At 55.0% G+C, this 13,219-nt stretch carries 8 protein-coding genes, 2 tRNA genes and 3 rRNA genes; all 13 read left to right on the top strand.

Annotated elements, in window-relative coordinates; translation table 11 throughout:
* The first annotated feature begins 4 nt into the window (after positions 1-4).
* Positions 5-739 (top strand): M48 family metallopeptidase, encoded by a 735-nt coding sequence (locus C4J89_RS22360; RefSeq protein WP_124415604.1) that lies wholly within the window; start codon positions 5-7, stop codon positions 737-739.
* The gene (locus tag C4J89_RS22355) at positions 739-1,068 is read left to right on the top strand and encodes a YqcC family protein (RefSeq protein WP_124364411.1); all 330 of its coding nucleotides are present in this window, start codon (positions 739-741) and stop codon (positions 1,066-1,068) included. The genes C4J89_RS22360 and C4J89_RS22355 overlap by 1 nt, the downstream gene beginning before the upstream one ends.
* Before the next feature lie 431 nt (positions 1,069-1,499).
* Entirely contained in the window at positions 1,500-3,224 is a 1,725-nt protein-coding gene (locus C4J89_RS22350) for an acetolactate synthase 3 large subunit (protein ID WP_124364410.1), read from the top strand.
* Positions 3,225-3,226: 2 nt separating this feature from the next.
* Complete coding sequence (gene ilvN, locus C4J89_RS22345) at positions 3,227-3,718, top strand: acetolactate synthase small subunit (protein ID WP_003176102.1); 492 nt, start codon at positions 3,227-3,229, stop codon at positions 3,716-3,718.
* 46 nt (positions 3,719-3,764) lie between these two features.
* Positions 3,765-4,781 carry a ketol-acid reductoisomerase gene (gene ilvC / locus C4J89_RS22340; RefSeq protein ID WP_003212125.1) on the top strand — a complete coding sequence of 339 codons (1,017 nt, stop codon included), beginning with the start codon at positions 3,765-3,767 and terminating at the stop codon, positions 4,779-4,781.
* 145 nt (positions 4,782-4,926) lie between these two features.
* A complete protein-coding gene (gene pssA / locus C4J89_RS22335; protein WP_124405292.1) occupies positions 4,927-5,784 on the top strand; it encodes a CDP-diacylglycerol--serine O-phosphatidyltransferase in 858 nt (285 codons plus the stop codon).
* 63 nt (positions 5,785-5,847) lie between these two features.
* Entirely contained in the window at positions 5,848-6,861 is a 1,014-nt protein-coding gene (msrP, locus tag C4J89_RS22330; RefSeq protein ID WP_124364408.1) for a protein-methionine-sulfoxide reductase catalytic subunit MsrP, read from the top strand.
* Entirely contained in the window at positions 6,861-7,481 is a 621-nt protein-coding gene (msrQ, locus tag C4J89_RS22325; RefSeq protein ID WP_124415603.1) for a protein-methionine-sulfoxide reductase heme-binding subunit MsrQ, read from the top strand. The genes msrP and msrQ overlap by 1 nt, the downstream gene beginning before the upstream one ends.
* 489 nt (positions 7,482-7,970) lie before the next feature.
* A 16S ribosomal RNA gene (locus tag C4J89_RS22315) occupies positions 7,971-9,507 on the top strand.
* A 122-nt stretch (positions 9,508-9,629) separates the two neighbouring features.
* A tRNA-Ile gene (locus tag C4J89_RS22310) sits at positions 9,630-9,706 on the top strand.
* A 10-nt stretch (positions 9,707-9,716) separates the two neighbouring features.
* Positions 9,717-9,792 (top strand) — tRNA-Ala (locus tag C4J89_RS22305).
* A gap of 239 nt (positions 9,793-10,031) precedes the next feature.
* Positions 10,032-12,923: ribosomal RNA gene (locus tag C4J89_RS22300) — 23S ribosomal RNA — on the top strand.
* A 171-nt stretch (positions 12,924-13,094) separates the two neighbouring features.
* Positions 13,095-13,210: ribosomal RNA gene (rrf, locus tag C4J89_RS22295) — 5S ribosomal RNA — on the top strand.
* The 16S, 23S and 5S rRNA genes sit together here with 2 tRNA genes alongside, the layout of an rRNA operon.
* Positions 13,211-13,219 lie beyond the last annotated feature (9 nt).

Below are 13,219 nucleotides of genomic sequence, written 5' to 3'. Positions count from 1 at the left end.
TCAAGTGAACAAGTTGTGGATTCCAGCGATTACCGTTCTGGCTTTGCTCGGCGGTTGCTCCAGCGTGCAACGCGGCTCGATTCCGGTGGTGGATTCGAGTACGAACGTCTCCAATAACGACCGGATTTCGGCCAATGGCGGGTTTCGTCAAACCGTGACCAACCGTCCGGCACAGGCCAGGCCTCAGGCAATGCCACAGGATTCGGGCGTGGTGGTGATGGTGCCTGGCAGTGGCGCTGCAACCGCAGCCCCGATCAGCGCCGAACCCTGGACACCAGGCCCAGGCACTTCGGCGCCGATCGATTCCACGCCGATCCAGACGGCGCCGGTCAACCAGGGCACTTACACCATGCCATCGACGCCGAGCGGTATTCCTTCGTCGTCCAGTGCCGGCGGCCTGTCGGCTGACGAACAACTGGATGGCCCGGTACTGGCGCTGCTTACCACCGCCCAGCAACAGCAGGCCGGTGGTGATCTCAACGGCGCTTCGTCGAGCCTCGAGCGTGCTCAACGCGTTGCTCCTCGCGAACCACAAGTGTTGTATCGCCTGGCCCAGGTACGCCTGGCCCAGGGTGATGCGCCGCAAGCCGAGCAGTTCGCTCGCCGTGGTTTGACCCTGGCCAACGGTCGCCCCGACCTGCAAGCCAGCCTGTGGGGGTTGATCGGTGACGCGCGTGCCGCCCAAGGCGACGCTGCCGGCGCTGCCCAGGCTCGGGCAAAAGCCAAGGTCAGCCTCTGATGGATGGGCGGTTCCCGGCGATTGCCGAGCAGTTGTTATTGATCGAGCGAGAATTGCGCGTGCAGGGCTGGTGGGATGAAGTGCCCCCCAGCGCCGAAGCGCTCAGCAGCGTCGAGCCTTTTTCGGTCGACACATTGGATTTTCACCAATGGCTGCAATGGATATTCCTGGTACGCATGAAGCAGATCCTCGAACAGGACCTGCCTCTGCCCAACGCTTCTGGAATTCTGGAAATGGCCGAGATGGTCTATGCCGACCGTCCGCGAGAGAGCCTTGGCTTGCGTAATGCGCTGAAAAAGTTCGACCAACTGATCGCTGACGCTGGTTAATTGCCTGACTGTCGGTTTTTCCGGCAGTCTTGCGCATATTTCTACCGCTTGACGACATTCAGGCGAGTTTTATCCCTCCTCACAGGCCTTTCTTCTACGTTCTCATGCGCTTAGTCGGAAAAAAGCGCAATTATTGCTTGACTTGAAGGGCCTGAAACAGAAGAATCCAAAGTCCGCTGTATCGGGACTGCCAGAAGCAGTCCCGCTCGGCAGATCATGAGGCGCACACCCGCGCCGACCTGTAACACCCGCAACGCGTTACCTCGCGCTGGGTGGGAAAAGCCCGCAACACTTGGGACGATCCCAATACTTGCTCAGTCAGTGCTGACGTAGTCGGCGACCACCGTCGCTCATGCTCTGTTGAGAAGTAAACCTATTAAGACCCGTCGGTTTTTAACGGACGGTATTCTGGCGTTTTAGAGGTGAACAACGTGGAGCTTTTATCTGGCGGTGAGATGCTCGTCCGCTTTTTGCGTGACGAAGGCGTCGACTATATCTACGGGTACCCAGGTGGTGCTCTGCTGCATGTCTACGACGCACTGTTCAAGGAACCGGCTGTTACCCACATCCTGGTTCGCCACGAACAGGCCGCAACCCATATGGCTGACGGTTATGCCCGTGCCACCGGTAAAGCCGGCGTGGTACTGGTAACGTCCGGCCCAGGCGCAACCAATGCCATCACTGGCATCGCGACTGCTTATATGGACTCCATTCCCATGGTGATCATTTCCGGCCAGGTCGCCAGCACCATGGTCGGTACCGACGCGTTCCAGGAAACCGACATGATCGGTATCTCACGCCCGATCGTGAAACACAGCTTCATGATCAAGCACGCGTCGGAAATTCCGGAAATCATGAAAAAGGCGTTCTACCTCGCACAATCCGGTCGTCCGGGACCTGTCGTGGTGGATATTCCCAAGGACATGACCAACCCGGCCGAGAAATTCGAATACATTTTCCCGAAGAAAGCCAAGCTGCGCTCCTACAGCCCGGCCGTGCGTGGGCACTCGGGACAAATCCGCAAGGCGGCGGAAATGCTTCTCGCGGCCAAGCGCCCGGTGCTGTACTCCGGCGGCGGCGTGATTCTGGGGGGCGGCTCCGCACCGCTCACAGAATTGGCCAAGCTGCTCAACCTGCCGGTCACCAATACCTTGATGGGTCTTGGCGCATTCCCGGGTTCGGACCGTCAATTCGTCGGCATGCTCGGTATGCACGGCAGCTATACCGCCAACCTCGCCATGCACCACGCCGATGTGATTCTGGCGGTCGGCGCACGGTTCGATGACCGCGTGATCAACGGCGCGAGCAAGTTCTGCCCGAATGCCAAGATCATCCATATCGACATCGACCCGGCGTCCATTTCCAAGACCATCAAGGCCGACGTGCCAATCGTGGGCCCGGTGGAAAGCGTGCTGACCGAAATGGTCGCCGCGCTCAAGGACATCGGCGAAACGCCGAACAAGGAATCCGTTGCGAGCTGGTGGAAGCAGATCGACGAATGGCGCGGTGACCGCGGCCTGTTCCCGTACGACAAGGGCGACGGCAGCATCATCAAGCCACAAACCGTGATCGAAACCCTCTGCGAAGTGACCAAGGGCGACGCCTTTGTGACCTCCGACGTGGGCCAGCACCAGATGTTCGCCGCGCAGTACTACAAATTCGACAAGCCTAACCGCTGGATCAACTCCGGTGGCCTGGGCACGATGGGCTTTGGTTTTCCGGCGGCCATGGGCGTGAAGCTGAGCTTTCCGGATGCCGACGTTGCCTGTGTCACCGGTGAAGGCAGCATCCAGATGAACATCCAGGAACTGTCAACGTGCCTGCAGTACGGCCTTCCGGTGAAGATCGTCTGCCTGAACAATGGCGTGCTGGGCATGGTTCGCCAGTGGCAGGACATGAGCTACGGTAGTCGTCACTCCCATTCCTACATGGAATCGTTGCCGGATTTCGTCAAATTGGTTGAAGCCTATGGCCACGTCGGCATGCGCATCACCGATCTGAAAGATCTGAAGCCGAAGATGGAAGAGGCGTTCGCCATGAAGGACCGCCTGGTGTTCATCGATATTCAGGTGGATACCAGCGAGCACGTCTACCCGATGCAGATCAAAGACGGCTCGATGCGCGACATGTGGCTGAACAAGACGGAGCGTACTTAATCATGCGGCACATTATCTCCCTGCTTCTGGAGAACGAACCCGGCGCTCTGTCTCGTGTTGTCGGCCTGTTTTCGCAACGCAACTACAACATCGAAAGCCTGACCGTGGCCCCGACTGAAGACCCGACCTTGTCGCGCCTGACGTTGACCACCGTGGGCCACGATGAGGTGATCGAGCAGATCACCAAGAACCTCAACAAGCTGATCGAAGTGGTCAAGCTGGTCGACCTGTCGGAAAGTGCCCACATCGAGCGTGAGCTGATGCTGGTCAAGGTCAAGGCCACAGGTGCCCAGCGTGCCGAGATCAAGCGCACTACAGATATTTATCGCGGGCAGATCGTCGATGTGAGCGCCAGCGTTTATACCGTTCAACTGACCGGTACGAGCGACAAGCTGGACAGCTTCATCCAGTCGATCGGGACGGCCTCGATTCTGGAAACCGTACGCAGTGGTGTCACCGGGATTGCCCGTGGCGACAAAGTACTCAGCATCTAACCCAATTAGCGAATGGCCTTACGGCCTGGATATATAGAGGAACCTCATGAAAGTTTATTACGATAAAGATTGTGACCTGTCGATCATCCAGGGCAAGAAAGTCGCCATCATCGGTTACGGCTCCCAGGGCCACGCTCAAGCGTGCAACCTGAAAGATTCCGGCGTTGACGTCACCGTTGGCCTGCGCAAAGGCTCGGCGACCGTTGCCAAGGCTGAAGCCCATGGCCTGAAAGTGACTGACGTGGCTTCCGCTGTGGCGGCTGCCGACCTGGTCATGATCCTGACCCCGGACGAATTCCAATCCGCGCTGTACAAGAACGAAATCGAGCCGAACATCAAGAAGGGCGCCACCCTGGCCTTCTCCCACGGTTTCGCGATCCACTACAACCAGGTTGTGCCGCGCGCTGACCTCGACGTGATCATGATCGCGCCGAAGGCTCCGGGCCACACCGTACGTTCCGAGTTCGTCAAGGGTGGCGGTATCCCTGACCTGATCGCGATCTACCAGGACGCTTCGGGCAACGCCAAGAACGTTGCACTGTCCTACGCTGCCGGTGTCGGCGGTGGTCGTACCGGCATCATCGAAACCACCTTCAAGGACGAGACTGAAACCGACCTGTTCGGCGAACAAGCCGTACTGTGCGGTGGTACCGTTGAACTGGTGAAAGCCGGTTTCGAAACCCTGGTTGAAGCTGGCTACGCGCCGGAAATGGCCTACTTCGAATGCCTGCACGAACTGAAGCTGATCGTTGACCTCATGTACGAAGGCGGTATCGCCAACATGAACTACTCGATCTCCAACAACGCCGAATACGGCGAGTACGTGACCGGCCCGGAAGTGATCAACGCCGAGTCCCGTCAGGCGATGCGCAACGCCCTGAAACGTATTCAGGACGGCGAATACGCCAAGATGTTCATCAGCGAAGGCGCTACCGGCTACCCTTCGATGACCGCCAAGCGTCGTAACAACGCCGCCCATGGTATCGAAATCATCGGCGAGCAACTGCGTTCCATGATGCCGTGGATCGGTGCCAACAAGATCGTCGACAAAGCCAAGAACTAAGTCGCACGTATCAAGGGAAAACGCGGCTTCGGCCGCGTTTTTTCGTTTGGGTAAGCAGGTTCTGGTATAAAGCTGCATCGTTTGCGGGCGAACACTCGCCGCAAGTATCTGTCGAATTTTTTCACACCGTTGCAAGGTAAAGTCCATGAGCGAACGTCCCGAAGAGCCAAGCCAGGCTTCTGACGCCGAAAGCCTGCTGCCGATCGATGAACATGTCGAAGAAGGGCATGACGCGGAAGGCCGCAAGGTCCGGCATCGTGGCATCTATCTGCTGCCCAACCTGTTCACCACGGCGAACCTGTTTGCCGGCTTCTATTCCATCATCAACTCGATGAGTGCCCAGAGCGCATTGGCGGCGGGTGATGCCGTAAGTGCCAGCAAGTACTTCGGTTTTGCTGCCATCGCCATCTTCGTCGCCATGGTGCTTGATGGCCTGGATGGTCGTGTCGCGCGCATGACCAATACTCAAAGCGCCTTCGGTGCCGAGTACGACTCGTTGTCGGACATGGTTGCCTTTGGTGTCGCCCCGGCGTTGCTGGCGTTTGCCTGGGCGCTGGGTGACATGGGTAAGGTCGGCTGGATGGTGGCCTTTATCTATGTGGCGGGCGCGGCGTTGCGTCTGGCGCGCTTCAACACTCAGGTCGGTACTGCCGACAAGCGGTACTTCATTGGCCTGGCCAGCCCAGCGGCGGCGGGTGTGGTGGCGGGTATCGTCTGGGCGTTCAGTGACTACGGCATCCAGGGTTCGAAGATGTCGTTCCTGGTCGCCTTGATGGTCGCGGCAGCCGGCATGCTGATGGTCAGCAACATCAAGTACAACAGCTTCAAGGAGTTCGACCTCAAGGGGCGTGTGCCTTTCGTGGCGATTCTAGTGGTGGTGCTGGTGTTTGCGGTGGTGTTCAGCGACCCGCCGAGAATTCTATTGTTAGCTTTTCTGGTCTACGCCGCTTCCGGGCCGGTGCAGTACCTGCTGCATCTTCGCCGGGACAAAACATTGTCTTAATGTAATTTCCCCCATACTCCGCAGTCTATTGGTGCACCTGTCCTCCAATGCTGCGGAGTTGCCATGTTAATCAAGATCCCCAAAGCGTCCGATTGCCACGAATCGGATGTCACGCCTGAATCGTTCTACCTCTCTCGCCGCAGCTTGCTCGGTGGTGCGCTTGCCGGTATTGCCGCGAGCAGCTTGCCACGTTGGGCCAGTGCCGAAGAGGCGGCACGTTATGCCGATGTCGAGCCGGGCAGGGCGCCTGACTGGTTTACGCAAAAGCTTCCAGGCACCAAGTGGCAGGCTGTGACGGTCAAGGGCGAGGCCATCACGCCGTTCAAGGATGCAACCCACTACAACAACTTCTACGAGTTCGGCACAGACAAGGGCGATCCGGCGGCAAATGCGGGTTCGCTCAAGACTGAGCCCTGGAGTGTTGTGATTGATGGTGAAGTTGCGAAGCCGGGTCGCTACGCCTTGGAAGACTTCATGAAACCTTACGAATTGGAAGAGCGCGTCTACCGGCTGCGTTGCGTCGAAGCGTGGTCGATGGTGATTCCGTGGGTCGGCTTTCCTGTTTCCGCCTTGCTCAAGCAGGTTGAGCCTACTTCAAAGGCGAAATTCATCCGCTTCGAAACCCTACAGGATCCAAAGAGCATGCCGGGGCAGCGCTCCAGTTTCGGCTTGATCGACTGGCCTTATATAGAAGGGCTGCGTCTGGACGAGGCGATGAATCCATTGGCGATCCTTGCCGTGGGCATGTACGGGCGGGAGTTGCCTAACCAGAACGGGGCGCCCCTGCGTTTGGTCGTGCCTTGGAAGTATGGCTTCAAGAGTGTGAAGTCGATTGTGCGGATCAGTCTTGTCAGCGAGCAACCTAAAACGACCTGGCAGAGTATTGCAGCCGATGAGTATGGGTTTTATGCGAATGTGAACCCTACGGTTGACCATCCGCGCTGGACTCAGGCACGGGAGCGTCGTCTACCGAGCGGCCTTTTCAGCCCGAACGTGCGTGAGACGCAGATGTTCAATGGCTACGCGGATGAGGTCGCTGCTCTCTATACGGGCCTCGACCTGAAGAAGAATTACTGATGCGCTATCCGATCTGGCGCATCGGCGTCTTTATAGCCGCCGCTGTCTGGCCGTTGTTCTGGCTCTATGAAGCCTGGAGTTTTGCCCTGGGGCCCGACCCGGGCAAGGTGCTGGTGGATCGCCTGGGTCTGGGCACCTTGATCCTGTTGCTGATCACGCTGGCGATGACACCGCTGCAGAAGCTCAGCGGTTGGGCGGGGTGGATCGCCGTGCGCCGGCAGCTGGGTTTGTGGTGCTTTGCCTATGTGGTGCTGCACCTGGCGGCTTATTGCGGATTTGTCCTCGGGCTTGACTGGTCGCAGCTGGGCGTGGAGTTGCGTAAGCGTCCGTACATAATTGTTGGCGCCTTGGGGTTTTTGTCTCTATTGGTTTTGGCTGTGACCTCCAATCGTTACAGTCAGCGCCGGCTGGGCAGTCGCTGGAAGAAATTGCATCGCCTGGTGTACGTGATTCTAGGGCTCGGTTTGCTGCACATGCTGTGGATAGTGCGGGCTGATCTTAAGGAGTGGGCTATCTATGCTTCCATAGGTGCACTGCTTCTGTTGCTGCGCTTACCGCCAGTGATGCGTCGGATCCCGCGTCTTATTACTAAAAAAGCATCGCCAGCAACAAAAGCGTAATTAACCCTTGACGGCAGATTCTGTGCGCCTATAATTCGCCCCACTTCCGGCGCAGTCGAAACGGAAAACTTCTTGGTAAACAATGAGTTAAGTAGTTTTCGGCAGCAAGTTGCTTCAGTCCATCGAAGCCAAAAAGAAGTTGAAAAAGAGGTGTTGACAGCAGCGTGTAACGCTGTAGAATTCGCCTCCCGCTTACGAGAGATCGCAAGCGCAAGTGGTTGAAGTTGTTGAAGAAATCTTCGAAAACTTCTGAAAATAACCACTTGACAGCAAATGAGGCTGCTGTAGAATGCGCGCCTCGGTTGAGACGAATAGCTCTTAACCAACCGCTCTTTAACAACTGAATCAAGCAATTCGTGTGGGTGCTTGTGGAGTCAGACTGATAGTCAACAAGATTATCAGCATCACAAGTTACTCCGCGAGAAATCAAAGATGTAACCAACGATTGCTGAGCCAAGTTTAGGGTTTCTTAAAAACCCAAAGATGTTTGAACTGAAGAGTTTGATCATGGCTCAGATTGAACGCTGGCGGCAGGCCTAACACATGCAAGTCGAGCGGTAGAGAGAAGCTTGCTTCTCTTGAGAGCGGCGGACGGGTGAGTAATGCCTAGGAATCTGCCTGGTAGTGGGGGATAACGTTCGGAAACGGACGCTAATACCGCATACGTCCTACGGGAGAAAGCAGGGGACCTTCGGGCCTTGCGCTATCAGATGAGCCTAGGTCGGATTAGCTAGTTGGTGAGGTAATGGCTCACCAAGGCGACGATCCGTAACTGGTCTGAGAGGATGATCAGTCACACTGGAACTGAGACACGGTCCAGACTCCTACGGGAGGCAGCAGTGGGGAATATTGGACAATGGGCGAAAGCCTGATCCAGCCATGCCGCGTGTGTGAAGAAGGTCTTCGGATTGTAAAGCACTTTAAGTTGGGAGGAAGGGCAGTTACCTAATACGTGATTGTTTTGACGTTACCGACAGAATAAGCACCGGCTAACTCTGTGCCAGCAGCCGCGGTAATACAGAGGGTGCAAGCGTTAATCGGAATTACTGGGCGTAAAGCGCGCGTAGGTGGTTTGTTAAGTTGGATGTGAAATCCCCGGGCTCAACCTGGGAACTGCATTCAAAACTGACTGACTAGAGTGTGGTAGAGGGTGGTGGAATTTCCTGTGTAGCGGTGAAATGCGTAGATATAGGAAGGAACACCAGTGGCGAAGGCGACCACCTGGACCAACACTGACACTGAGGTGCGAAAGCGTGGGGAGCAAACAGGATTAGATACCCTGGTAGTCCACGCCGTAAACGATGTCAACTAGCCGTTGGGAGCCTTGAGCTCTTAGTGGCGCAGCTAACGCATTAAGTTGACCGCCTGGGGAGTACGGCCGCAAGGTTAAAACTCAAATGAATTGACGGGGGCCCGCACAAGCGGTGGAGCATGTGGTTTAATTCGAAGCAACGCGAAGAACCTTACCAGGCCTTGACATCCAATGAACTTTCCAGAGATGGATTGGTGCCTTCGGGAACATTGAGACAGGTGCTGCATGGCTGTCGTCAGCTCGTGTCGTGAGATGTTGGGTTAAGTCCCGTAACGAGCGCAACCCTTGTCCTTAGTTACCAGCACGTCATGGTGGGCACTCTAAGGAGACTGCCGGTGACAAACCGGAGGAAGGTGGGGATGACGTCAAGTCATCATGGCCCTTACGGCCTGGGCTACACACGTGCTACAATGGTCGGTACAGAGGGTTGCCAAGCCGCGAGGTGGAGCTAATCCCAGAAAACCGATCGTAGTCCGGATCGCAGTCTGCAACTCGACTGCGTGAAGTCGGAATCGCTAGTAATCGCGAATCAGAATGTCGCGGTGAATACGTTCCCGGGCCTTGTACACACCGCCCGTCACACCATGGGAGTGGGTTGCACCAGAAGTAGCTAGTCTAACCTTCGGGAGGACGGTTACCACGGTGTGATTCATGACTGGGGTGAAGTCGTAACAAGGTAGCCGTAGGGGAACCTGCGGCTGGATCACCTCCTTAATCGACGACATCAGCTGCTCCATAAGTTCCCACACGAATTGCTTGATTCATTGAAGAAGACGATAGAAGCAGCTTTAAGCTCCAAGCTGATAGCTCTTAGCTAATCAGTTGCGCTCGAAATTGGGTCTGTAGCTCAGTTGGTTAGAGCGCACCCCTGATAAGGGTGAGGTCGGCAGTTCGAATCTGCCCAGACCCACCAATTTTGTTATGGGGCCATAGCTCAGCTGGGAGAGCGCCTGCCTTGCACGCAGGAGGTCAACGGTTCGATCCCGTTTGGCTCCACCATTAACTGTTTCTGCTGTTAGAGTTTAGAAATGAGTATTCCGCTGTGAATATTGATTTCTAGTCTTTGATTAGATCGTTCTTTAAAAATTTGGGTATGTGATAGAAAGATAGACTGACCGTTACTTTCACTGGTAACGGCTCAGGCTAAGGTAAAATTTGTGAGTCGCTCTTAATTGAGTATGATCGAATTTTCGGCGAATGTTGTCTTCACAGTATAACCAGATTGCTTGGGGTTATATGGTCAAGTGAAGAAGCGCATACGGTGGATGCCTTGGCAGTCAGAGGCGATGAAAGACGTGGTAGCCTGCGAAAAGCTTCGGGGAGTCGGCAAACAGACTTTGATCCGGAGATGTCTGAATGGGGGAACCCAGCCATCATAAGATGGTTACCTTACACTGAATACATAGGTGTATGGAGCGAACCAGGGGAACTGAAACATCTAAGTACCCTGAGGAAAAGAAATCAACCGAGATTCCCTTAGTAGTGGCGAGCGAACGGGGACTAGCCCTTAAGTGGCTTTGAGATTAGCGGAACGCTCTGGAAAGTGCGGCCATAGTGGGTGATAGCCCTGTACGCGAAAATCTCTTAGTCATGAAATCGAGTAGGACGGAGCACGAGAAACTTTGTCTGAATATGGGGGGACCATCCTCCAAGGCTAAATACTACTGACTGACCGATAGTGAACTAGTACCGTGAGGGAAAGGCGAAAAGAACCCCGGAGAGGGGAGTGAAATAGATCCTGAAACCGTATGCGTACAAGCAGTGGGAGCCTACTTTGTTAGGTGACTGCGTACCTTTTGTATAATGGGTCAGCGACTTATTTTCAGTGGCGAGCTTAACCGAATAGGGGAGGCGTAGCGAAAGCGAGTCTTAATAGGGCGTCTAGTCGCTGGGAATAGACCCGAAACCGGGCGATCTATCCATGGGCAGGTTGAAGGTTGGGTAACACTAACTGGAGGACCGAACCGACTACCGTTGAAAAGTTAGCGGATGACCTGTGGATCGGAGTGAAAGGCTAATCAAGCTCGGAGATAGCTGGTTCTCCTCGAAAGCTATTTAGGTAGCGCCTCATGTATCACTGTAGGGGGTAGAGCACTGTTTCGGCTAGGGGGTCATCCCGACTTACCAAACCGATGCAAACTCCGAATACCTACAAGTGCCGAGCATGGGAGACACACGGCGGGTGCTAACGTCCGTCGTGAAAAGGGAAACAACCCAGACCGTCAGCTAAGGTCCCAAAGTTATGGTTAAGTGGGAAACGATGTGGGAAGGCTTAGACAGCTAGGAGGTTGGCTTAGAAGCAGCCACCCTTTAAAGAAAGCGTAATAGCTCACTAGTCGAGTCGGCCTGCGCGGAAGATGTAACGGGGCTCAAACCATACACCGAAGCTACGGGTATCACGTAAGTGATGCGGTAGAGGAGCGTTCTGTAAGCCTGTGAAGGTGAGTTGAGAAGCTTGCTGGAGGTATCAGAAGTGCGAATGCTGACATGAGTAACGACAATGGGTGTGAAAAACACCCACGCCGAAAGACCAAGGTTTCCTGCGCAACGTTAATCGACGCAGGGTTAGTCGGTCCCTAAGGCGAGGCTGAAAAGCGTAGTCGATGGAAAACAGGTTAATATTCCTGTACTTCTGGTTATTGCGATGGAGGGACGGAGAAGGCTAGGCCAGCTTGGCGTTGGTTGTCCAAGTTTAAGGTGGTAGGCTGGAATCTTAGGTAAATCCGGGATTCTAAGGCCGAGAGCTGATGACGAGTTGTCTTTTAGACGACGAAGTGGTTGATGCCATGCTTCCAAGAAAAGCTTCTAAGCTTCAGGTAACCAGGAACCGTACCCCAAACCGACACAGGTGGTTGGGTAGAGAATACCAAGGCGCTTGAGAGAACTCGGGTGAAGGAACTAGGCAAAATGGCACCGTAACTTCGGGAGAAGGTGCGCCGGTGAGGGTGAAGGACTTGCTCCGTAAGCTCATGCCGGTCGAAGATACCAGGCCGCTGCGACTGTTTATTAAAAACACAGCACTCTGCAAACACGAAAGTGGACGTATAGGGTGTGACGCCTGCCCGGTGCCGGAAGGTTAATTGATGGGGTTAGCTAACGCGAAGCTCTTGATCGAAGCCCCGGTAAACGGCGGCCGTAACTATAACGGTCCTAAGGTAGCGAAATTCCTTGTCGGGTAAGTTCCGACCTGCACGAATGGCGTAACGATGGCGGCGCTGTCTCCACCCGAGACTCAGTGAAATTGAAATCGCTGTGAAGATGCAGTGTATCCGCGGCTAGACGGAAAGACCCCGTGAACCTTTACTATAGCTTTGCACTGGACTTTGAATTTGCTTGTGTAGGATAGGTGGGAGGCTTTGAAGCGTGGACGCCAGTTCGCGTGGAGCCAACCTTGAAATACCACCCTGGCAACTTTGAGGTTCTAACTCAGGTCCGTTATCCGGATCGAGGACAGTGTATGGTGGGTAGTTTGACTGGGGCGGTCTCCTCCTAAAGAGTAACGGAGGAGTACGAAGGTGCGCTCAGACCGGTCGGAAATCGGTCGTAGAGTATAAAGGCAAAAGCGCGCTTGACTGCGAGACAGACACGTCGAGCAGGTACGAAAGTAGGTCTTAGTGATCCGGTGGTTCTGTATGGAAGGGCCATCGCTCAACGGATAAAAGGTACTCCGGGGATAACAGGCTGATACCGCCCAAGAGTTCATATCGACGGCGGTGTTTGGCACCTCGATGTCGGCTCATCACATCCTGGGGCTGAAGCCGGTCCCAAGGGTATGGCTGTTCGCCATTTAAAGTGGTACGCGAGCTGGGTTTAGAACGTCGTGAGACAGTTCGGTCCCTATCTGCCGTGGACGTTTGAGATTTGAGAGGGGCTGCTCCTAGTACGAGAGGACCGGAGTGGACGAACCTCTGGTGTTCCGGTTGTCACGCCAGTGGCATTGCCGGGTAGCTATGTTCGGAATAGATAACCGCTGAAAGCATCTAAGCGGGAAACTAGCCTCAAGATGAGATCTCACTGGGACCTTGAGTCCCCTGAAGGGCCGTCGAAGACTACGACGTTGATAGGTTGGGTGTGTAAGCGCTGTGAGGCGTTGAGCTAACCAATACTAATTGCCCGTGAGGCTTGACCATATAACACCCAAGCAATTTGACTACTCCTGACTTTAAAAAAGCAGAAGCATCAGATTGCGGTGTGTGAAGACGCAATGAACCGAAAGTTCGATACTCACAAAACACCAATTTCTATTACATACCCAATTTGCTGAAGCGAGGCCATCTGGCCACGACTCAGTACCCGAATTTCTTGACGACCATAGAGCATTGGAACCACCTGATCCCATCCCGAACTCAGTAGTGAAACGATGCATCGCCGATGGTAGTGTGGGGTTTCCCCATGTGAGAGTAGGTCATCGTCAAGATTAAATTCC

It is taken from the genome of Pseudomonas sp. R4-35-07, assembly GCF_003852235.1.
Classification (GTDB): Bacteria; Pseudomonadota; Gammaproteobacteria; order Pseudomonadales; family Pseudomonadaceae; genus Aquipseudomonas.
Note: the sequence above shows the minus strand (reverse complement) of the source record. Positions and strands in the feature narration are given on the sequence as shown.